General features: G+C 73.3%; 18 protein-coding genes. 5 read left to right on the forward strand and 13 right to left on the reverse strand.

Annotated features, from left to right (window positions below; genetic code table 11):
- Positions 1–4: 4 nt before the first annotated feature.
- The 7 genes from ACQEVZ_RS51685 to ACQEVZ_RS51715 form a co-directional block, all read right to left on the reverse strand.
- Positions 5–1762: an ABC transporter ATP-binding protein gene (locus ACQEVZ_RS51685; RefSeq protein ID WP_433382871.1), complete on the reverse strand. Its 1758-nt coding sequence runs from the start codon at positions 1760–1762 to the stop codon at positions 5–7.
- A complete protein-coding gene (locus ACQEVZ_RS51690) occupies positions 1759–3462 on the reverse strand; it encodes an ABC transporter transmembrane domain-containing protein (RefSeq protein WP_433382874.1) in 1704 nt (567 codons plus the stop codon). Before ACQEVZ_RS51690 ends, ACQEVZ_RS51685 begins: the two co-directional genes overlap by 4 nt.
- An 11-nt stretch (positions 3463–3473) precedes the next feature.
- A complete protein-coding gene (locus tag ACQEVZ_RS51695; protein WP_433382876.1) occupies positions 3474–3713 on the reverse strand; it encodes an MbtH family protein in 240 nt (79 codons plus the stop codon).
- Between the two features lie 30 nt (positions 3714–3743).
- Entirely contained in the window at positions 3744–4550 is an 807-nt protein-coding gene (locus ACQEVZ_RS51700; RefSeq protein ID WP_433382878.1) for an ABC transporter ATP-binding protein, read from the reverse strand.
- A 305-nt stretch (positions 4551–4855) separates the two neighbouring features.
- Complete coding sequence (locus tag ACQEVZ_RS51705) at positions 4856–5962, reverse strand: FecCD family ABC transporter permease (RefSeq protein ID WP_433382880.1); 1107 nt, start codon at positions 5960–5962, stop codon at positions 4856–4858.
- On the reverse strand, positions 5959–7131 hold the full coding sequence (locus ACQEVZ_RS51710; RefSeq protein ID WP_433382882.1) for a FecCD family ABC transporter permease: 1173 nt from the start codon (positions 7129–7131) through the stop codon (positions 5959–5961). Before ACQEVZ_RS51710 ends, ACQEVZ_RS51705 begins: the two co-directional genes overlap by 4 nt.
- Positions 7128–8459, reverse strand: coding sequence for a lysine N(6)-hydroxylase/L-ornithine N(5)-oxygenase family protein (locus ACQEVZ_RS51715; protein WP_433382884.1), 1332 nt, complete (start codon positions 8457–8459; stop codon positions 7128–7130). Before ACQEVZ_RS51715 ends, ACQEVZ_RS51710 begins: the two co-directional genes overlap by 4 nt.
- A 199-nt stretch (positions 8460–8658) precedes the next feature.
- Between ACQEVZ_RS51715 and ACQEVZ_RS51720 the strand changes: the two genes are divergently transcribed.
- Positions 8659–9606, forward strand: a complete 948-nt coding sequence (locus ACQEVZ_RS51720; RefSeq protein ID WP_433382886.1) for a methionyl-tRNA formyltransferase — start codon at positions 8659–8661, stop codon at positions 9604–9606.
- 4 nt (positions 9607–9610) lie between these two features.
- On the opposite strand, the gene ACQEVZ_RS51725 is transcribed toward ACQEVZ_RS51720, so the two are convergent.
- Both ACQEVZ_RS51725 and ACQEVZ_RS51730 read right to left on the reverse strand, forming a co-directional pair.
- Complete coding sequence (locus tag ACQEVZ_RS51725; RefSeq protein ID WP_433382888.1) at positions 9611–10501, reverse strand: expansin EXLX1 family cellulose-binding protein; 891 nt, start codon at positions 10499–10501, stop codon at positions 9611–9613.
- Between the two features lie 70 nt (positions 10502–10571).
- Entirely contained in the window at positions 10572–11435 is an 864-nt protein-coding gene (locus ACQEVZ_RS51730) for a PIG-L family deacetylase (protein ID WP_433382890.1), read from the reverse strand.
- Positions 11436–11499: 64 nt separating this feature from the next.
- Here ACQEVZ_RS51730 and ACQEVZ_RS51735 point away from each other — a divergent pair, with 64 nt between their 5' ends.
- Both ACQEVZ_RS51735 and ACQEVZ_RS51740 read left to right on the forward strand, forming a co-directional pair.
- Positions 11500–14400: an ATP-binding protein gene (locus tag ACQEVZ_RS51735; RefSeq protein ID WP_433382892.1), complete on the forward strand. Its 2901-nt coding sequence runs from the start codon at positions 11500–11502 to the stop codon at positions 14398–14400.
- Between the two features lie 258 nt (positions 14401–14658).
- Positions 14659–14871 carry a hypothetical protein gene (locus ACQEVZ_RS51740; protein WP_433382894.1) on the forward strand — a complete coding sequence of 71 codons (213 nt, stop codon included), beginning with the start codon at positions 14659–14661 and terminating at the stop codon, positions 14869–14871.
- Here ACQEVZ_RS51740 and ACQEVZ_RS51745 read toward each other — a convergent pair.
- Positions 14861–15838, reverse strand: a complete 978-nt coding sequence (locus ACQEVZ_RS51745) for an NAD(P)-dependent alcohol dehydrogenase (protein ID WP_344498858.1) — start codon at positions 15836–15838, stop codon at positions 14861–14863. The genes ACQEVZ_RS51740 and ACQEVZ_RS51745 overlap by 11 nt on opposite strands.
- Positions 15839–15966: 128 nt before the next feature.
- Here ACQEVZ_RS51745 and ACQEVZ_RS51750 point away from each other — a divergent pair, with 128 nt between their 5' ends.
- Positions 15967–16659, forward strand: coding sequence for a TetR/AcrR family transcriptional regulator C-terminal domain-containing protein (locus ACQEVZ_RS51750; protein ID WP_433382896.1), 693 nt, complete (start codon positions 15967–15969; stop codon positions 16657–16659).
- Between the two features lie 23 nt (positions 16660–16682).
- Entirely contained in the window at positions 16683–17816 is a 1134-nt protein-coding gene (locus tag ACQEVZ_RS51755) for a Clp protease N-terminal domain-containing protein (RefSeq protein WP_433382898.1), read from the forward strand.
- Positions 17817–17885: 69 nt separating this feature from the next.
- Here the strand turns inward: ACQEVZ_RS51755 and ACQEVZ_RS51760 are convergent, their stop codons facing one another.
- The 3 genes from ACQEVZ_RS51760 to ACQEVZ_RS51770 are packed head-to-tail and all read right to left on the reverse strand — an operon-like array spanning position 17886 to position 20850.
- The gene (locus tag ACQEVZ_RS51760; protein ID WP_433382900.1) at positions 17886–18713 is read right to left on the reverse strand and encodes a carbohydrate ABC transporter permease; all 828 of its coding nucleotides are present in this window, start codon (positions 18711–18713) and stop codon (positions 17886–17888) included.
- Complete coding sequence (locus ACQEVZ_RS51765) at positions 18713–19678, reverse strand: carbohydrate ABC transporter permease (RefSeq protein WP_433382902.1); 966 nt, start codon at positions 19676–19678, stop codon at positions 18713–18715. Before ACQEVZ_RS51765 ends, ACQEVZ_RS51760 begins: the two co-directional genes overlap by 1 nt.
- Positions 19675–20850 (reverse strand): extracellular solute-binding protein, encoded by a 1176-nt coding sequence (locus tag ACQEVZ_RS51770; RefSeq protein WP_433382904.1) that lies wholly within the window; start codon positions 20848–20850, stop codon positions 19675–19677. Before ACQEVZ_RS51770 ends, ACQEVZ_RS51765 begins: the two co-directional genes overlap by 4 nt.
- Positions 20851–20979 lie beyond the last annotated feature (129 nt).

Genomic DNA, 20979 nt, shown 5'->3' on the forward strand with positions numbered 1-20979 from the left:
ACGGTTACGGGAAGGTGGGCGTGCGGGACTCCCACGCCGCCCACAGCTGCGCGTACCGGCCGCCGGCCAGGAGCAGCTCGTCGTGGCCGCCCTCCTCGGCGACCCGGCCGTCCTCGAGGACGACGACCCGGTCGGCGGACCTGGCCTGGGTGAGCCGGTGCGCGACCACGAGCGTGGTGCGGCCTGCGGTCGCGGCGAGCGCGGAGTCCTCCAGGTCGCGGGCGCCGTAGCTGCCGGCCTCCGCGGTGGCCTCGTCGAGGATCGCGACGGCCGGGTCGGCCAGGACCAGCCGGGCGAGCGCGATCTGCTGCGCGCGGGCGGCGGTCAGCTCGTGGCCGCCCTCGCCGACGACGGTCCGCACCCCTTCGGGCAGCGCGCGGACCCAGTCGGCGGCGCCGACCGTCGCGAGGGCCGCGTCGACCTCGGCGTCGGTCGCGCCGGGCCGGGCGAGGCGCACGTCCTCGACCAGCTCACCGGCGAAGACGTGCGTCTCCTGGGTGATGATGACGACCTGGGAGCGCAGCAGCTCCGGGCCCATGTGCGCGACCGGCATCCCGCCGACGCCCGCCGACCCGGCGGCCGGCTGGAGGATGCCGGCGGCGACGGCGGCGAGGGTCGACTTGCCGGCGCCGGTGGAGCCGACGAGCGCGACCCGCTGCCCAGCCTCGATGCGCAGGCTGACGCCGTGCAGGACCTCGGGGCCGCCGGGGTAGCCGAACCGGACGCCGGCCAGCTCCAGCGAACTGTCCGAGGGGGACTGTCCCTCGACGGTCGCCGGGCGCTCGTCGGGGATGGTGACGACCCCGACGAGCCGGGCCAGGCCGGCGCCGCCCGCCTGCAGCTCGTCGAACGTGTACAGCAGCATCGACACCGGGTTGAACAGCCGGTGGAACAGCACGGCCGCGGCCGCGGTCCCGCCGACGGTGACCGAGCCGTCCCGCACCAGCAGGAAGCCGGTGACGACGATGACGGTGAGCCCGGCGAACTCGGCCCGGTTGATCCGGCCGACGAAGCGGGTGAAGAGGCTGAACACGTTCACCGACACGTCGCGGGCGCGGGCGGAGGCGGCGTCGATCCCCCGCAGGTGCGGGGTTTCCAGGCGGTACGCGTGCACGGTCCGCAGCCCCTGCACGCTCTCCAGCAGCAGCTGGGACCGTTCGCCGACGGCGGCGCGTTCGACGGCGTAGCCGGGGCCGGAGCGCGGAAGGTACCAGCGCAGCGCCAGGACGTACAGGGGCGCGGTGACGAGCCCGGCGAGGCCGAGCCGCCAGTCGATGCCGGCCATCGCGGCGACGCTGAGCGCCGCGAGGAGCACCGAGGACGTCATCGTCGGCAGCACGTCCGTGACGGCCTTGTTGACCGCGGCGACGTCCGGGCCGACCCGCGACATGAGCTCGCCCTTGCCGATCCGTTCGAGGCGGGTCGCGGGCAGCGTGACGGCGCGGGCCACGACGTCCTCCCGCAGCGCGGCGAGGATCCGGCCGCCGAGCCGCGCGATGAGGTAGCTCGACAGGGCGGTGGTGACGCCGGCGACGATCGCGGCGACGACGATGACGACCGTGATGCCGACGATGTCGGAGGCGGGCGCGCCGGCGCGGACCCGGTCGACGAGCACGCCGAGGGCGTAGACGGGGGTGACGCCGGCCGCGGCGGCGAGCAGGCCGACGGCGAACGCGCCGGCCGCTTCCCCCCACCGGGCCCGCAGCTCACCGCGCAGCCAGCGCAGCGTCTCGCGCCGGTCGGCGATCGGAAGTTGGTTCACCGCAATACCACCTTCCGGTAGTCGTCGTGGGTCGCGCCGAGTTCGGCGTGGCCGCCCTCGACCGACACCCTGCCGTCGTCGACGACGACGACCCGGTCGGTGACGGCGAGCATGGCGGGGCTGCTGGTGATGACGACGGTGGTGCTGCCCTGCCGGAGCGCGCGGACGGACCGCGCGATCGAGTGCTCGGTGACGGTGTCGACGGCGGTGGTCGGGTCGTGCAGCACGAGGATCGGCGGGCGGGCGAGGAGCGCGCGGGCGAGGGCGAGCCGCTGCCGCTGCCCGCCGGACAGGGTGGCGCCGCGCTCGGCGACGTGCCGTTGCATCCCGTCGGGGTGGCCGTCGACGACCTCGGCGGCGGCCGACGCCTCGAGCGCGGCCGCCAGCGCTGCCTGGTCCCCTGCCTGGTCCGCTGCCCCGCCGTCCTCCATCAGGGCGACGTTGGCCGCGACGGTGCCGGTGAACAGGTCCGTGTGGTGCGGCTCGACGAGCATGAGCGCCCGTGCGCCGGCCGGCTCCAGGTCGTGGAGGGACACCCCGCCGAGCGTGACCGACCCTTCGAACTCGTCCGGGGGGACACCGCCGGCGAGCAGCCGGACGAGGGCCTCGCCGTCGGCGGAGCGGGGGGTCACCACGCCGACGAACTCGCCGGGTCGCACCGTCAGGTCGAGGCCTTCGAGGGTGCCGTGGCGCACCGCCGCCAGTACAAGATGCGGCTCTGCGACGGTCTTCTGCTCTGCCCCCGCCGGCAGGAGCAGGTCGGCACCCAGGACCAGGGCGCACCGGTCCGCGGAGGCGCGCGCCTCCGCGACCCAGCTCGGCACGATCGCGAGGAGCCCGATCGGCTCCAGGAGGAACTGGGCCAGGCCGATCACCATGATGAACTCGCCGACGCTGATCCGGCCGTCCAGGGCGAACCAGCCGGCGAGCACGGCGACCCCGCAGGCGAGCAGCGCGCTGCCCGCGGTGGAGAACGCCAGGTAGCGGCTCTGGGTGCCGGCGGCCCGCAGCGCGGCGCGCAGCGAGGCCTGGCTGACGTCGCGGTAGCGGCGGGCGGCGGCCCGCTCGGCGCCGAGCCCGCGCAGCGGACGGACCCCGCTGACCAGGTCGGTGGCGAGCGCGGTGGCCTTGCCGGCAAGCTCCTGCTGCTCGGTGACCCGCCGGGTGATGAGCGGTCCGGCGAACTGCATGCCGACGAGCACGACCGGCGTGCCGACGAGCACGACGAGGCCGAGCCGCCAGTCGACGGCGAGCAGCACGGCGGCGCTGACGGCGGTCGCGGTGATCGCGCCGGCGATGCGCGGCACGTAGTCCAGCAGGTAGGAGACGTTGTCGGCATCGGTGCTGGACACCGTGAGCAGCTCACCGGCGCGCAGGTCGGTGCGCAGCCGGCGCGGGTGCACGATCCGAGCGGCCAGCTCGCCGCGCAGCAGGTACGCCTCGTTGGCGATGGCGAGCATCAGCTGGCGGGCGCCGAAGCGGTAGCACAGGTGCAGGCCGACGAAGAGCGCGGCGAGCGCCGCCACCCACAGCAGCAGCGCCGTGCCGTCGCCGGGTGCGACGGCACGGTCGATGCCGACGCCGATGAGGACCGGCACGGTCGCCTCGGCGAGCTGGTGCAGGCTGATGAGGCCGGTGCCGGCGGTGAGGCGGGCCCGGTTGCGGGTGAGGGAGCGCCGCAGGATGCGGGGTCCGGTCATCGGCGGCATCGTCAGACGGCCGCTGCGACGTCCTGCGCCATACTGTCCCGCAGGCTCTTCGGCCGCAGGTCGGTCCAGTGGCGGTCGACGTAGTCCACGCATTCCTGGCGGGAGGTCTGGCCGCTCTCGCCGAAGACGATCCGCCAGCCGGCCGGCACCGCGGCGAACGTCGGCCACAGCGAGTGCTGTTCCTCGTCGTTGACGAGCACGAAGAACGTGCCTTTCTCGTCGTCGAACGGGTTGCTGGACATGCTTGATGGTTCCCTTCTCACAAGGTCGGTTCAGAGCGTTGCGGTGGCCGCGTGCAGCGCTCCGGCGCGCGGGATGACCAGCGGCGTGCCGGTCTCCGGATCGGGGATGATGCGGCACGGCAGGCCGAAGACGTCCTCGACGAGGTCGCCGGTCACGACCTCCCGCGGGTCGCCCTCGGCGACGACGACGCCCGCCTTCATCACCACGATGTGATCGGCGTAGCGGCAGGCGTGGTTGAGGTCGTGCAGGACGGCGACCATCGTGGTGCCCTGCTCCCGGTTGAGGCGCAGGCACAGCTCGAGCAGCTCGACCTGGTGCGCGATGTCCAGGAACGTCGTCGGCTCGTCGAGCAGCACGATCGGGGTCTGCTGGGCGAGGACCATCGCGACCCACACCCGCTGCCGCTGGCCGCCCGACAGCGTGTCGACCAGCTCCCCGGACAGTTCGGCGACGCCGGTCGCGGCCATCGCCGCGGCGACCGCGGCCTCGTCGTCGACCGACCACTGGCGCAGCAGCCGCTGGTGCGGGAACCGGCCGCGGGCGACGAGCTCGGCGACGGTGATGCCGTCGGGCGCCACGGACGACTGCGGCAGCAGCCCGAGCCGGCGGGCGACCTCCTTCGCCGGGTAGGCGTGGATCGCCCTGCCGTCCAGCAGGACCTGCCCCTTGGCCGGGGTGAGCAGCCGCGACAGCGCGCGCAGCAGCGTGGACTTGCCGCAGGCGTTGGGGCCGACGATCACGGTGAACCGGCCGTCGGGGACGGCGAGGTCCAGGTCGGTGCTGATCGTCCTGCGGTCGTAGCCGACGGTGATGCGCTCGGCGCGTAACCGGGTCATGCCGCCACCTCCGCTGCGCTCCGGCGACGCCCTGACCCAGACCTGCAATTCAGTGAGCGACCCGAGCCGCTCCGCTGGCCGCTCACGCCGCCACCTCCGCTGCGCTCCGGCGACGCCCTGACCCAGACCTGCAATTCAGTGAGCGACCCGAGCCGCTCCGCTGGCCGCTCACGCCGCCACCTCCGCTGCGCTCCGGCGACGCCCTGACCCAGACCTGCAATTCAGTGAGCGACCCGAGCCGCTCCGCTGGCCGCTCACGCCGCCACCTGATTCGCGGCCCGTGCCGCTTCGCTGTCCGCTCATCCTCATCTCCTCGCCTGGCGGGCCAGCAGCCACACGAAATACAGGCCGCCGATGGACACGGTGACCACGCCGACCGGCAGCTGGGTCGGCGCGAACACCCGCTGCGCCGCGAAGTCGCTCGCCATGAGCAGCAGCGCGCCCATGGCGGCGGACGGCACGAGGGCGATCCCGGCGGTGCGGGCGAGCCGGTGCGCCAGCTGCGGCGCGGCGAGCGCCACGAACGAGATCGGCCCGGCGACGGCGGTCGCGGCGGCGATGAGCGCGACGCCGAGCGCGAGATAGGCGAGGCGGGTCCGCTCGACCCCGACGCCGACCGCGGCGGCCGCGTCGTCGCCGAGCTCCATCACCTGCAGCCGCCGGCCGAGCGCCGCCACCCCCAGGCACAGCGCGCCGATCGCGGCGGCGGCCGGCGTGACCTGGGCCCAGCCGAGGCCGTTGAGCGTGCCCTTGCCCCAGATCGTGGCGGCGACGGCGGTCTGCAGGTCCATCTTGATGATGAACCACTGGTTGACGGAGCTCAGCACAGCGCTTACCGCGATGCCGACGATGATGAGCCGGAAGCCCTGGACCCCGCGCCGCAGCGACAGCACGTAGACCAGCGCGGCGGTCGCGATGCCGCCGGCCAGCGCGGCGGTGGCGGTCGCGGGGTAGCTCTTGCCGATGAAGACGACGCAGACCAGGACGCCGGTGTACGCGCCGGTGCTGAACCCGAGGATGTCGGGGCTGCCGAGCGGGTTGCGGGTCAGCGCCTGGAAGATGGCGCCGGAGACGCCCATCGCGGCGCCGACGAGCAGCGCGAGCAGCACCCGGGGCAGCCGCCACTCGACGACGACGAGCCGCACCGCGCGGGACCCGTCGCCGGACAGGGCCTGCAGCACCTCGGCGGGCGTCGCGGTGAACTCGCCGGTGCCCAGCGCGAGGACCGCGAACGCCGCGGCGGCGAGCAGCAGCACGACGCAGGTGACGGCGACCCGCACCCCGGCGCGCACCGAGACGCCCCGCCCGGCCCGCAGCGTGAGCACCGTCCGTCCGAAGTCGACGGTCCGACGCCGCGCCGCCGGATCCACTGTGGACTTCGCCGCCACGGGCGGCGACACGAACGGCTTCACAGGGCGCTCGCCGAGCGGCGGCGGACGAGCCAGATGAGCACGGGCGCGCCGATGAACGCGGTCACGATGCCCGCCTGCAGCTCACCGGGGCGCAGCACGACCCGGCCGACGATGTCGGCGGACAGCAGCAGGACCGGCCCGCCGACGAGCGTGAACGCGAAGATCCAGCGCTGGTCGGGGCCGGTGATCCAGCGGGCCACGTGCGGCACCATGAGGCCGACGAAGCCGATCGGCCCGACCGCCGCGGTCGCCGCGCCCGCGAGGAGCGTCACCGACAGCACGGCGCCGGCGCGGGTCCGGCCGAGGCCGGCACCCAGGGAGCGGGCGAGGTCGTCGCCGAGCGCGACGGTGTTGAGGGACCGGGCGACGAGCAGCGCGAGGACGAGCCCCGCGACGACGAACGGCGCGACGGCGCCGATGACGTCCCAGCCGCGGCCGGTGAGCGCGCCGACGTCCCAGAACCGCAGGTAGTAGAAGGCGCGCGGGCGCACGAGCCGGATGCCCGAGGCGATGCCGTCGAGCACGGCGCCGAGCGCCACGCCGGCGAGCAGCAGCCGCACCGGGGTGGCCGGTCCGCGGCCGACGGCGGCGAGGGCGTAGACGAGCAGCATCGCGACGACGACGCCCGCGAACGCGAACCAGACGTACGCGGTGATGCTCGACAGGCCGAGCAGCCCGATCGCGACGACGACGAACAGCCCGGCGCCCGCGTTGATCCCGAGGACCTGCGTGTCGGCGAGCGGGTTGCGGGTGACGGCCTGGATGACGGCACCGGAGATGCCGAGCGAGGCGCCGGCGAGGATCGCCAGCACGGTCCGGGGCACCCGCAGGTCCCGCACGATCGACTGGTCGCCGGTGCCGGTGTAGTGCGCGAACGCGTCCCAGATCGTCGCCGGGGACAGGTTCTTGGTGCCGACGGCGATGCTCAGCAGGCAGACCACGGCGAGCACGCCGACGGACCCGGCGAGCCACCCCGCCCGGCGGGCGTTCGTGGCGGCCAGCCCGGCCGGCCGGCTCTTCCCGGCGGCGGCCGGCTGGAGGTCCGGCACCACGGCACGCCCGGGTGCCGGCTGCGGGCGTGCCGTGGTGGGCCCTGCGTTGAGCCCCGAGGTCGGCCCTGCGGTGAGGACCGCCGCGCCGGGCGGCTCCGGTGTGGTCGACCGGCTCACGCGTAGGAGCCCGACCCGGACAGTGCGGGCACGGAGGCGCGGCGCCGGTCGCAGACCGACTCCAGGATCTCCGCGGAGCGGATCGCGGTGTTGGACAGCAGCGACGAGCTGATGCCGTGCGTGTGCTCGGTGCCGCCCTGCAGGTAGATGCCGGCCAGCACGCTCGCGTCGGTGCGGATGCGGTAGTCGCGCTCGACGACCGCGCGTCCCTCATCGTCGTAGTGGCACCGGCCGGCGAGCTCGCCGAGCAGCGGGAACGGGTCGGCGGGCGTGTAGCCGGTGGCGCAGACGAGGACGTCGGCGTCCAGCACGGTGCGGGCGCCGGTGAGCATCGACTCGACGGTGACCGCGACCCGGTCGCCGAGCTCCTCGGCGGCGGTGAGGCGGGAGACGTTGAGCAGGCGCAGCCGCTGCGAGCCGAGGACCTTCTCCCGGTACACCCGGCGGTAGAGCGTCTCGATGAGGTCGGTGTCCACGACGGAGTAGTTGGTGTTGGCGTGGTACCCGAGCAGCATCGACTTCACCTGGGCGGAGGCGTCGAAGTAGTCGTCGACGGCCAGGGGGTCGAAGATGCGGTTGGCGAAGGGGCTGTCGTCGGCGGGGCTGTAGCCGTAGCGGGACAGCACGCCGCAGACCTCGGCCGAGGGGAAGCGCTCGTGCAGGAACGCGGTGACCTCGGCGGCGCTCTGCCCGGCGCCGACGACCACGAACCGGGACGGGTCGGCGCCGGCCAGATCGTCCACATTGGTCAGCAGGTCGCGGCTGTGCCAGACGCGCTTCGACGCCTCGATGCCCGGCGGCAGGGCGGGGCGCAGCCCGCTGGCGAGCACGACGTTGCGGGCGCGGACGGTCCGGCGGGCACCCGTCCGGTCGCGGGTCTCCACGTCGTACGCGCTGATGGTGTCGTCGTCGAAGACGGGGCGGACCGCGGTGACGTCCTGGCCGTAGCGGACCATGTCGTCCACGCGGGCGGCGGCCCACTCGAGGTAGTCGTGGAACTCGACCCGCAGCGGGAACAGGCTCTTGTGGTTGACGAAGTCGATGAGCCGGCCGCGCTCCTGCAGGTAGCACAGGAAGCTGAAGGAGCTGGTCGGGTTGCGCATCGTGACGAGGTCCTTGAGGAACGAGACCTGCATCGTCGCGTCCTCGATGAGCATGCCCCGGTGCCAGCCGAACGAGGCCTGCCGCTCCAGGAACACGGCGCTCACGGGCGTGCCGCCGGCGGCGGCGCGCTCCTGCACGGCGATCGCGAGCGCCAGGTTCGATGGCCCGAAGCCCACCCCGACCAGATCGAAGACCGGTCCTTGATCCCCGCGCGGCTCTGGCATCGCAGTCCCATCGTCCATGTCGAGCCCGGCTCGACCGCTCCGCCTCCACCACCGACCGGCGAGGAGTTAGGGAAGCCTAACCTTAGTTTTCGCGCTTGTCACGACCGCCCTGCGGCTACCACGTGAATGAAGGGTAGACTAACCTAACTCCCGATCGAAGGCTATGGCATCGAATGCCGTCACTCATCTGGGAGGCCCCATGCGCGTCGTCATGTTCGGATATCAGACCTGGGGGCACCGCACGCTCCAGGCGCTGCTGGCCTCCGAGCACGAGGTCGCGCTGGTCGTGACCCATCCGGTGAGCGACCACCCGTACGAGCGGATCTGGAACGACTCCGTCGCCGACCTCGCGACCGGACACGGCGTCGAGGTGATCATCCGGGACCGGCCCGACGACGCCGAACTGCTCGACCGGCTCAAGCAGGCGGACCCGGACGTGATCGTCGCCACCAACTGGCGCACCTGGATCCCGCCGGAGATCTTCGAGCTGCCCCGCCGCGGCACCCTCAACGTGCACGACTCGCTGCTGCCCGCCTACGCCGGCTTCTCCCCGCTGATCTGGGCCCTCATCAACGGCGAGCGCGAGGTCGGCGTCACCGCGCACATGATGGACGCGGAGCTCGACGCGGGCGACATCGTCCTGCAGCGGGCGGTCCCCGTCGGCGACCGCGACACCACGACCGACCTGTTCCACAAGACCCTCGCGCTGTTCGGCCCGATCACCGTCGACGGCCTGGACCTGATCGCGTCCGGGCGCACCGACTGGACCCCGCAGGACCGCTCCAAGGCCAGCTTCTTCCACAAGCGCGCCGAGGAGGACAGCCGCATCGACTGGACCTGGCCGGCGGAGGACCTCGACCGGCTCGTGCGCGCCCAGTCCGACCCGTACCCGAACGCCTTCACGTACCACCGCGGCCACCGCATCCGGATCGTCGCCGCGTCGGTGTCCAAGGGCATCTACGGCGGCACCCCGGGCCGCATCTTCATCCGCGAGGGCGACGCCGTCGTCGTCGTTGCCGGCGCCGAGGCCCGCCGAGGCCGCAGCCACGGCCTTGCCGTCGAACGGATCCGCACGGAGGACGGCACCGAGCTCGCCGCCAAGGACTACTTCACGACCATGGGCGGATACCTCACCGCCCGGCGGTGACCGCTCAGCCGCACCGCGCCGGCGGCTGCGCCGCAGTGGCCTCAGTGGCCTCAGGGGTCGCCGACACACCGGCGGTCTCTTCCGGGGCGGACGCGGCGACGGCCTCCGGCGACACCGGCGCGGGCGACGCCGCGGACCTGCTGACCGGAGGGGTCTTCGACGGCGCCGGCGCGGCCGCGGTGGCGCCCGGTCGCTGCACGGTGCCGACCGTCAGCGTCACGCCGCTCAGCGTCGTGCGCCGGCCGGCGGTGTCGGTCACGCGGACCGTGAACGGCCCGTTCCCGGCGCCGTTCTGCGCGATCCAGTAGTTGTAGTCGGTGTGGCTCAGCGCCTTCCAGCCGCCGCCGGACTGCAGCTCCACCGCCGACAGCGGGTTGCCGGTGTTGTCCAGGCGCAGCGCCAGCCAGTACCGCGACGAACCCTCCTTGACCCGGACGGTCATCGGACCGGGCACCGGCGGGCTGGTCACCCGGCTGTAGGTCACCTTGATGACCCCCGCGACCGGGTCGCCGATCTTCGCGAACGCCTGCCGGCTCAGGTCCAGGTGCCCGGCGGCGCACTCCGGGCAGCGGTCGGTGACCTTGACCCGGACCGTGCCCTTGGGCCCCTTCACGTCCAGGTAGCCGCCGCACGCCGCGCCGGCCGCGTACTCGGCGTTGCCGAGCGCCACCACGAGCGGGTTCGGCACCTGGTCGAACGAGCAGTTGCCGCCACCGTCGGCCGCGTAGAACGTCGCCTGCCCCGACGACGCCGCGGGCGCGGCACACGCCGCGCCGGACGCCTGGGCGACGAGCGCGACGGTCGCGGTGCCGGCGACGACGGCACCGGCGGCCGCGACCACCCACGCGCTGCGGCGCGTCCACCACGGCTGCTGCGGTTCGGGGTTGTCCAGCACGATCGGCATCGTAGCCGGGCCCCGGACCGCCGGGCCGCCGCCAAAGGAACGCTTAAGCCGCCGCAAAAACTCAGCGGAGGCCGGCGAACAGGTCGTCCTCCGGCAGCGACGCGCCGGTCGTGTCACGCACCCGCAGGAACGTCTCCACGCCCATCAGCGCGGTGAAGCGCTCCCGGCCCATCTTCAGGAAGAAGATGTTCTCGCCCTGGCTGGCGTGGGCGGCGAGCGCGTCGTACTTCTGCGACCCGTACGCCCTGGTGTCGACCCACGTCGTGATCTCCTCGTCCGGCAGGCCGATCGGCGGCCCCTGCGGAGCAGGGTCCGTCCCAGGGTCCGACGCGGGGTCGGGCTCCGGGTCCGGCACGTCGAACTCGACGCCGAGCTCGCGCAGCGTCCGGCCGAACTCCTCCATGCCGGAGCGGGGCACCGTCGTCCAGTACACCTTGGCGGGGCTGCCGGTCAGCTCGACCGCGGCCATCGTGATCCGGTGCGCCTGGATGTGGTCGGGGTGACCGTAGAACCCGTTCTCGTCGTAGGTGACGATCACGTCCGGCTCGTACCGCCGGATCAGCCCGGCGAGCCGCTCGGCGGCCTCCGGCACGGGCGTGGTCCAGAACGAGCCGGCCACGTCGTTCGTCGACCAGCCCATCATCCCCGAGTCGGGGTAGCCGAGCAGCTCCAGGTGCGACACCTTCAACGCCGCGCAGGCGGCCTCGAGCTCCTCGGCGCGCATCGCGGCCACCGCGTCGGGGTCGTGCCCGGGCTCCCCCGGCTTCACCCCGCCGGGCCCGTCGCCGCAGCGCCCGTCGGTGCAGGTCACCAGCACGGTCGTGATGCCCTCCGCGGCGTACTTCGCCAGCACGCCACCGGTGCCGGTCGCCTCGTCGTCGGGGTGTGCGTGCACTGCCATCAGCGTCAAGGGTCGCTCAGCCATGCGACCCACCCTATCCACTCGCGCGCGCGGCTCAGGTCCACGCCGGGCCCGCCGATAATGTGGCGTGCGGGGGCGTGGGTCACGACCGGCGGGCGCGGCAGCCGCGGGCCGCGCCGGCGATCCGGCGCGCCTGGAGACGCTGCACGCCACAGGTCTCCTGCACGCCGGCGGGGTGCCGTCGCTGGACCGGCTGACCCGGCTCGCGCGGCGCGCGGTCGGGGTGCCGGCCGCGCTGGTGTCGCTGGTCGACGCCGACCGCCAGGTGTTCGTGAGCGCCGCCGGCCCCACCGGCGCGCGGGACTCCCCGCTCGCCCAGGCCTCCTGCCGGACCGTGGTCGACGACGGCGCGCCGCTGGTGATCCGGGCCGCCGAACGGCCGGACCTGGTCGCCGCCTTCGTGGGGTACCCGCTGCGCACCCCGGACGGGCAGGTGCTCGGCTGCTTCTGCGTGGCCGACCACGCGCCGCGGCAGTGGAGCGCCGAGGACCTCGACACGGTCGCCGACCTCGCCGGCGCCGCCGAGGTCGAGCTGGCGCTGCGGCTGGCCAACAGCGAGCTGCTGCTCGCCTCGACGCGGACGCAGGCGGTGCTGGACAGCGCCGCCGACGCGTTCGTGTCGCTCGACGCCGCCGGCACGGTCCTCGCGTGGAACCTCGCCGCGGAGCGCATGTTCGGCCGGTCGGCGGCGGAGACCCTGGGCGGGCCGGTCGGTGTGGTCGTCGCCGGCACGTCGCGGGACGCGTTCGCCGCGTGGCTGACGGAGACCTCCAGGGCCGCCGGGAGCGGATCGGCCGGCACCCTCGAGGTGACCGCGGTCGATCGGGCCGGTCGCAGGTTCCCGATCGAGGTCATCGGGCAGCCGTACGTGGAGCGCGACCGACCCGTCATCCACGCGTTCGTGCACGATCTGAGCCCGCGGCAGGCCGCGCGGCGGCAGCTGGACGCCGAGCGCACCTTCCAACGGGCACTGCTGGACAGCCTCGACACCGCCGTCGTCGCCTGCGACGGCGAGGGCCGGATCGCCACCGTCAACCGGGCGTTCCGCGACGCGCACCCGGGCGTGGCGGTCGAGCCGACGAGCGCGCCGAACTGGGCCGGCACCTACCAGCTCTACGCCGCCGACGGCCGGCGCCGGCTGCGCCCCGACCAGGTCCCGCTCGCCCGCGCGTTCGCCGGCGAGCACGTGCACGGCGAGGAGATGGTCGTCGGCGACCCCGGCGGCCCGCAGCGCCGGTTCCTGTGCAACGGCCAGCCGATCGACGCCCCGGACGGCGGCCGGCTCGGCGCGGTCGTCGCGATGCACGACATCACCGACGCGCACGGGGCCGAGCGGCTGCGCGGCGCGCAGCTCGCGGTCGCGGAGGCGCTGACGACCGCGGCCGGGGCGGCGCAGGCGGCGGCCGCCGTCGTCGAGGCCGTCACCGTCGCGCTCGACTGGGCGCTCGGCGAGTACTGGCACGTCGACCCGGACGCCGGCGTCGCCGACCGGCTCGGGGTGTGGGTCTCCCCCGGCCGGGCCCGGCCCGCGTTCGTCGACGACGCGCCGCCCGCCGGCCCCGGCGACGGCATGATCGGCCGCGTCTGGAGCACGGGCCGGCCGCAGTGGCTCGGGGACATCGCGCAGCTGCCGTACCCGTCACCGCGCCGGGACGACGCCCTGGCGGCGGGCCTGCACGCCGCGATCGGGCTGCCGGTCCTCAGCGGCGGCACCGTCCTCGGCGTGCTGGTCTTCGCCACCGAACGGCTCGTCCCGCCCGACCCGGACGTCCTGGCGATGCTCGACGGCGTCTGCGCCCACATCGCCCGGCACATCGAGCGGCTGCGCGCCGACGACCTCAGCACCGCCCTCGCCGCCGCGCGCCGCGACTTCGACCGGGTCGTCGCGAACGTGAACGACTTCGTGTGGACGGTCGAGGTGCTCCCCGACCGGTCCGTCCGCTCCGTCTACGCGAGCCCCGACGGCGGCGGCGTCTTCGGCTCGCCGGTGCCCGCCGGCACCGACCTCGCGATGGCGCTCGCCGACCGGGTCCACCCGGAGGACCACGTCCTGTACGGCGGGTTCCACGCCTCGCTCGCCGCCGACCAGCCGGCGGAGATGGAGGTGCGGGTCACCGGCTTCGACGGCGTCACCCGCTGGGTGTGGACCCGCGCGGTCCCGCGGCGGGAGGGCGGGCGGCTGTTCCTGGACGGGATGAGCACCAACGTCACCGAGCGCCGGATCCTCGCCGAGCACCGGGAGGAACTGCTCGCCGAGCAGCGGCAGCAGGTGCGGCGGCTGCGCGAGGTCGACCGGATGAAGGACGACCTCGTCGCGCTCGTGTCCCACGAGTTGCGCAACCCGATCGGCACGATCCTCGGGTACGCGGAGATCATCGGCGACGAGCCCGGCGTCAGCGACGACGTGCGCCACTACGGCGAGGTCATCTGCCGGCACAGCAGCCACATGCAGCAACTCGTCGACGACCTGCTGGACCTGGCCCGGCTCGGCAGCGCGAGCCTCGCCGTCGACCCGCGGCCGGTGTCGCTGACCCGCTTCCTGCGCGAGGCGGTCGAGGACCACCGGCCGGCCGCGGACGCGAAGGGCGTCGCGCTGCGCCTGGACGCCGCCGCGAACCTCACCGTGCGGGCCGACCCGGCGCGGCTGCGGCAGGTGCTGGACAACCTGCTGTCCAACGCCGTCAAGTACACCCCGGGCGGCGGCACCGTCACGGTCGCCGCCACCGCCGCCGGCGCTGAGGGCCCCGCGTCGGTCAGCGTCACCGACACCGGCATCGGGATCCCCGCCGAGCAGTACCAGCAGCTCTTCACCCGCTTCTTCCGCGCCTCGACGGCCCTCGCCCACGGCATCAAGGGCACCGGCCTGGGCCTCGCCGTCACCAAGGCGATCATCGACGCCCACCACGGCACGATCGCCGCCAGCCCGGCCGACCCCACCGGCACGACCTTCACGTTCACCCTGCCCTGAGGCCCGCCTGCAGGTGTACGGCTGACGAACGGAAGGCGTACGCAAAGGGAACGATATTTACCCCGCAGGCGTCGTCCTAACCATAGGATCATGAACGAATCCACTGGTCACGGGGCCGGAATCGGAGGTGGGCGACATGGCGAAGAAGTCGAAGAAGTCGAAGAAGGACAAGAAGAACAAGAAGAAGAAGTAGACCGGTCGGGCCGCCGTCTCCCAGCGGTACGGCGGCCACCACCCCGACGTCGAGGGTCAGGAACCATGCACTACGACATGCTCGCGCTCCTGGACGCCCACCTGGCCCAGCTGAGCGCCGCCCGCAACCAGCTCGCGGCCACCCGCAGGGTCGCCCCCGGCGAGCGCCGCACCGCCGCCCTGTACACCATCGACATCAGCGAGCAGTACGCCCTGCAGGCCCGCGGCCTGCTGGCCGACCTCGACACCGACGCGTGCCGGACCCTGGTCACACAGTGATGACGACCTTCGCCCGGGCGTGGTCCATCTCCAGGTAGCGGACGGCCTCGGCCGCCTCCCCGAGTGTGAAGGTGCGGTCGATGACCGGTGTGACCGCGCCCGACTCGATCAGCTCGCGCAGCGTCGCGAGGTTCTCCCGGCCCGGCACCGCGGTGAGCACGCGCACCCGGTGCCGGACGAACCGCGACACCACCCGCCCCCTGGTGATCAGGCCGACCGGCCCGAACAGGCTGCCGCCCTCGGACACCCCGCCGCCGGACAGCACCAGCGTCCCCGTGGGCGTGAGGACCCGCCGGAACTCCGCCAGGGAACGGTTGCCCACGAGGTCGAAGACGACGTCGTACGGGCCGCCCTCCCGGACGAAGTCGGCGACGGTGTAGTCGATGACACGGTCGGCGCCGAGCGACCGGACGAGGTCCACGTTCCTGGTGCTGCACACGCCGGTGACGTGCGCGCCGAAGGCCTTGGCCAGCTGCACCGCGAACGTGCCGACCCCGCCTGACGCGCCGTTGACGAGCACCCGCTGCCCGGGCCGCACGCCCGCCTCGTCGCGCAGCCCCATGAGGGCGGTGTTGCCGGCGAGGGGCACCGCGGCGGCCTGCTCGAACGTCACGTTCGCCGGCTTGCGGTCCACCGCGCCGGCGGCCGGGACCCGCACGTACTCCGCGAACGCCGCGTCGACCTCGCCGTAGACCTCGTCGCCGGGCCGGAAGCGGGTCACCCCCGCGCCGACGGCCTCGACCCGGCCGGCGAAGTCGGTGCCACGCACCCGCACCTTCGGCGCGCCGAGCCCGAACGCCATGCGGGCCACATACGGGTCGCCGCGCATCACGTGCCAGTCGCGGGCGTTGACCGACGCGGCCTGGACGCGCACGAGCACCTCGCCGTCGCCGGCCGCCGGCGGCTCGACCTCGCCGACCCGCAGCACGTCGGACGGCCCGTAGCGGTCCTGGACGATCGCCTTCATCGCAAGCTCCTCCATGTCGCCGTGTTCAGGTGTACGGCGTACACCTGCTGCATCGAAGGTAGGGTGTACGGCGTACACCAGTCAAGAGGCGATATCGTCGACGGCTGCGGAAGGGACGGGTGGTCGGGTTGACGCGACAGGTCTCAGCGACGGCTCGTGCGCCGCTGACCAGGGACCGGGTGCTGCGCGCCGCGGTCGCCCTCGCCGACGGGACCGGCATCGACGCGCTCAGCATGCGCAAGCTCGCCCAGGTGCTCGGCGTCGTGCCGATGGCGCTCTACAAGCACGTCGCCAACAAGGAGGAGCTCCTCGACGGCATGCTCGACGTGGTCGTCGGCGAGATCGACCCGCCGGCCGCGGCCGGCGAGGACTGGCGCGACGCCGTCCGGCAGCGGATCCTGTCCGCCCGCCGGGCCCTGCTGCGCCACCCGTGGGCGTCGCGCGTGCTGGAGTCCCGCACCGCCCCCACCCCGGTGGTCATGCAGTACATGGACTCGATGATCGGCATGTTCCGCACCGGCGGGCTGTCCGTGGACCTCACCCACCACGTGATGCACGCGATGGGCAGCCGCATCCTGGGCTTCTCGCAGGAGCTGTTCGCCACGCCCCCGTCCGAGGTGGCGCCGCCCGACCCCGAGACCGCCCGGCAGTTGGCGGCCCGGTTCCCGTACATCAGCGAAATCACGACCAGGATCGCCCATGACGACGCGTCGGTGGTCGGCAGCGGCTGCGACGACCAGTTCGAGTTCGAGTTCTCGCTCGACCTGCTCCTGGACGGCTTCGAGCAGCTCCGCCGACGCGACTGGACCTCCCGCCCTTGACCCCTGCACCGACAATCGGACTCATGTCTGAGTTCGGCAGCGACGTCGTGCAGTCCCTGATCGCGGCGGGCCGTCCCTGGCCCATGTCCGGCGGACCGGTCGACGCGGGCGCGCTCCTGTGGGCCGCCGAGGGGGGCACCGGGGAGTCGGCAGCCACGCATCAGGCGCTGCGGCGGCTACGGAAGATACCCGGCTGGGGCGGGAAGCCACCCGAATCCGTGGACGACCCGTTGGTGCGGGACTTCGACGCCGCCGACCCCGTGGCGCTGCTGCTGCGGGAGGCGGACCACCTCGCCGGCGCACAGCGCGCGACAAGGAGCGAACGGCCGCCGGCGCAATGGCGGGAGTCGGCGGTGTCGGGACTGCGCGCGGCCCTCGACGAGGCGCGGGAGGCCGGTGTCGCGCACGTCGGCCGGGTCCACGTGCTGGCGGGCGTGTTGCGGTCCCCCGGCGCGGCGACGCACGGCCTGCCCGCGGACCCGGCCGACCGCGCCGAGCTCGCCGCCGTGATCCGGGCCGACCCGTGCTGGCGCGAGCCCGGCCGCCCGAACCGGCCGGCCGTGGCCATGCTCGAAGGACACCGTGAGCTGGCCGACCGCGCCGGCTTCGCGGGCTGGCGGGACCGCCGGTTCCGGCTCGAGCACCGGCAGCGCGACCGCTACGGCACGGGGGCGGCCAGCATTCTGCTGTGGGAGGCGATGCGCCAGGCGGCCCGCCTCGGCGACGGCCCCGTCACCTCCGCGCACCTGCTGCTCGGCGCCGCCGGCATGGCCGCACAGCTCCGGGCCGCGGACCTGCACCTCAGGCCGGCCGTCCAGCCGTTCAACGCCGCCCTCGACGTCCTCACCGCCCACGGCGTGACCCTCGACCGCGCCGTGTCGGCGATGCCGGACGCGCGGGTGGCGGACCTGGCCGTCGTGCCGCACGGGCGGGCGCAGCTCGTCATCTGGTTCCCCGGGCCGGGCTGGACCGCGGAGGCCGTCGACGCCGTCGACCGGGCCGTCGCCCTGGCCCGCGACGCCGGGCACGGCGAGACCGGGTCGTCGCACCTGACGGTCGCGGCCCTCGACGCGGACGGGACCGCGGCGCGGCTGGTGCGGGCGCTCGGCGCCGACCCCGGCGCCGTCCGCGACGACGTGACGCGGACGCTGCCGTAGCCGCGTGGCTGACACCGCGCCCTCGCCGGGGAGACGCGCCGATCGGTCCCCGGCGAAGGCGCGGCGGCTCTAGCCCTTGACCGAGCCCGTGAGGCCGCCGACGATGTGCCGTTCGGCGAACACGAAGAAGCCGATCGCGGGGATCATCGACGCCGCGGTGTAGGCGAGGATGCGGGCGGTGTCCTGGGAGTACTGCGACTGGAACGCGGCGACGCCGAGCGGCAGCGTGAAGTTGCCCGGGTCGCTGAGCACCAGCAGCGGCAGCAGGTAGGCGTTCCAGCTGGTGACGAACGCGAGGATCGCCACCGTCGTCAGCGCGGGCCGGCTCAGCGGGATCAGGATCCGCCAGAAGAAGCCGAGCCGCCCCGCGCCGTCCATCGCCGCCGCGTCCTCCAGCTCGCCGGGGATCGCGGCCATGAACGGGCGCAGGATTACGATGGTGATCGGCAGCGCGAACGCGGCCTGCGGCAGCGCCACCCCGAGCGGGTTCTCCAGCAGGTCCAGCTCCCGCAGCAGCAGGTAGAGCGGCAGCGCCGCCGCCGTGAGCGGGAACAGCAGCCCGAGCGTGAACAGCGTGTACAGCGACTCGCGGCCGGTGAACGTGTACCGGGACAGCGCGAACGCCGCCATCGCCCCGACCGCCACCGCGAGCAGCGTGGTGATCACGGAGATCAGCGCGCTGTTGTACATCGCCTGCCAGAACACGTCGGAGGTCAGCACCTCGCCGTAGTTGCTGAAGTTCCAGGGGTCGGGCCAGCCGGACGGGTTGTTGTTGATCTGCGCGTTGGTGCGGAAGCCGCCGATGATGGTGAACAGCAGCGGCACGACGGTCACGCCGACGACCAGCACCACGATCAGGTAGGTGAGGGGTGTCCCCACGGACGACCGTTTGTTCATCACCGCACCCCCCGCGTCAGAGCGCCCTGGATGTCGCGGCGCAGCGCGAACCGCTGGTACAGCAGCGCGAAGATGAAGCACACCACGAAGAGCACGACGGCGACGGCGCTGCCGAACCCGAACTCGTAGCGGGTGAAGCCGTGATCGAGCAGGTATGTGGCCATGGTCGCCGACGCGCTCGCGGGCCCGCCCAGCGTCATGATCCAGACCAGGTCGAACAGCTGCAGGGAGCCGATGACGGACAGGAAGATCCAGATCCGGATGGTGGGCCCGAGCAGCGGCAGGACGATGTGGCGGGTGGTCTCCCAGGCCGACGCGCCGTCGGTCGAGGCGGCCTCGCGCAGCTCGGCGGGGATGCTCTGCAACCCGGCGAGCAGCAGGATGACGCCGAAGCCGATGTACTTCCAGGTAATGACCACGAAGAGCGTGTAGAGCACCAGGTCGCCGTCGGCGAGCCACTCCTGGACCAGGCCGCCCAGGCCCGCCGACTTCAGCAGCTGGTCGACGAAGCCGCCGGGCTGCAGCATCAGCAGCCACACGACCGCCGTGATGGCCTCGGACAGCACGTACGGCGCGAACACCACCAGCCGCAGCACCGTCCGCCCGCGGATCTTGCGGTTGAGCAGCAGCGCCAGCCCGATCGACAGCGGCAGCTGGATGACCACCGACAGCGCGGCGATGATCAGGTTGTGCCAGAGGGCGGTGCGGAAGACCTCGTCCTCCAGGACCCGCTTGTAGTTCTCCAGCCCGTACGGGGTGCGGGGGCTGAACCCGGTCCATTTGTAGAAGCTGTAGTAGACGGCGACCGCGATCGGCAGCAGCACGAACCCGACGAACAGCACCAGCGCCGGGGTCAGCAGCAGCGCAAGCTCGAGGCGGGTCCCGAGACGCCCCGGCCGGCGGGCCGGCCGCGCGTCAGCGCGACCGGCCTTCCGTTGCGGTGTCGTGACTGCGGAGACGGTCACTTGTTCGCGACCGCCTTGTTGAAGGCGTCGACGATGCCCTGCGGGCTGCCCTTGCCGGCGAAGAAGTCGGCGATGGCGTCGTTGAGGGCCTGCCCGACGCTGGTGGGCAGTGCCTGGTCGAAGTACGTCTGGATGTACGGGGCCTTGTTCAGGTACTCCTGCACCGTCTTGAGCGAGGGGTCCTGGATGGCGGAGATCGCCCCCGGGTTGGCCGGCAGGCTGATGGTGTTGGACTGCACCAGCTTCGTCTGGACGGGCACGCTGGCGAGGTACTTGAGGAAGTCGGCGCAGGCCGGTCCGGCCTTGACGGCGCACGAGTAGCCGTCGCCGCCGCCGAGCGCGGTGCCCGGGGTGCCCTTGCCGCCCGCGATGGTCGGGAAGGCGAACCAGCCGAGCTTCTTGGCGTACTCCTTGTCCTCCGTCAGCGGGATCATCGTGGGCAGCTCCCAGTCGCCCTGCAGCTCCATCGCGGCCTTGCCGTTGGCGACCAGGCCGGCCGAGCTGCCGGCGCCCTGCTGGGCGGGGGTGCCGAGGAACGCGTCCTGGAAGGGCTTGGTGTCCAGGAACGCCTTGAGGTCCTCACCGGCCTTGACCCAGCACGGGTCGTCCATCTTCAGGTTCTTCACGGTGTTCTTCACCGTGTCCAGGGAGCACTCCCGGATCGCGAAATAGGACCACCAGAACGCGTCGGGCCACTTGTCCTTGCCGCCGAGGGCGATCGGGGCGATGCCCTTCGCCTTCAGCTTGGTGACGGCCGCGTTGAGCTCGTCCATCGTGGTCGGCGGGGCGGTGATGCCGGCCTGCTGGAAGAGGTCCGTGCGGTACCAGAAGCCGACGACGTGCAGGCCGAAGGGCACGCCGTACTGCTTGCCCTCGACCGCCCAGCCGGTCGCGCCGGCGCCGAGCTCCTTGATCCAGCTCGACGTCGCGTCGGTGATGTCCATGATCTTGCCGGACTGCACCTGGGTGGCCAGGGCGCCGCCGCCCCACTGCTGGAAGATGCTCGGCGGGTTCGGCGACTGCAACGCCACCGAGATCTTGGTCTTCAGTGCCTCGTTCTGTGCCGGTTCGACCTTGAACGACACGTTCGGGTGGTCGGCGTGGTACTGGTCCGCGATCGACTGCCACACGCCCTTGCCGGGGTCCTGGGCACCGTTGTGCCACCAGGTCAAGGTCGTGGCAGCATTCGGGTCACTGCTCGATCCGGGTTCATCATCGCCGCATGCGGTCAGGGAGGGCACGGCCACCGCGAGTGCGATGGCGATCGTGGCCAGCCTCCGTGGGGTGCTCAGGCGGACGTT

It is taken from the genome of Dactylosporangium sp. CA-152071 (assembly GCF_050936335.1).
Classification (GTDB): domain Bacteria; phylum Actinomycetota; class Actinomycetes; order Mycobacteriales; family Micromonosporaceae; genus Dactylosporangium; species Dactylosporangium maewongense.

What these genes read in the sequence shown, in the direction of transcription:
- ACQEVZ_RS51690 (WP_433382874.1), bottom strand. Translation starts at nt 3,462, where the DNA reads ATGACCGGACCCCGCATCCTGCGGCGCTCCCTCACCCGCAACCGGGCC.
- ACQEVZ_RS51695 (WP_433382876.1), bottom strand. Translation starts at nt 3,713, where the DNA reads ATGTCCAGCAACCCGTTCGACGACGAGAAAGGCACGTTCTTCGTGCTC.
- ACQEVZ_RS51700 (WP_433382878.1), bottom strand. Translation starts at nt 4,550, where the DNA reads ATGACCCGGTTACGCGCCGAGCGCATCACCGTCGGCTACGACCGCAGG.
- ACQEVZ_RS51715 (WP_433382884.1), bottom strand. Translation starts at nt 8,459, where the DNA reads ATGCCAGAGCCGCGCGGGGATCAAGGACCGGTCTTCGATCTGGTCGGG.
- ACQEVZ_RS51720 (WP_433382886.1), top strand. Translation starts at nt 8,659, where the DNA reads ATGCGCGTCGTCATGTTCGGATATCAGACCTGGGGGCACCGCACGCTC.
- ACQEVZ_RS51730 (WP_433382890.1), bottom strand. Translation starts at nt 11,435, where the DNA reads ATGGCTGAGCGACCCTTGACGCTGATGGCAGTGCACGCACACCCCGAC.
- ACQEVZ_RS51740 (WP_433382894.1), top strand. Translation starts at nt 14,659, where the DNA reads ATGCACTACGACATGCTCGCGCTCCTGGACGCCCACCTGGCCCAGCTG.
- ACQEVZ_RS51745 (WP_344498858.1), bottom strand. Translation starts at nt 15,838, where the DNA reads ATGAAGGCGATCGTCCAGGACCGCTACGGGCCGTCCGACGTGCTGCGG.
- ACQEVZ_RS51755 (WP_433382898.1), top strand. Translation starts at nt 16,683, where the DNA reads ATGTCTGAGTTCGGCAGCGACGTCGTGCAGTCCCTGATCGCGGCGGGC.
- ACQEVZ_RS51760 (WP_433382900.1), bottom strand. Translation starts at nt 18,713, where the DNA reads ATGAACAAACGGTCGTCCGTGGGGACACCCCTCACCTACCTGATCGTG.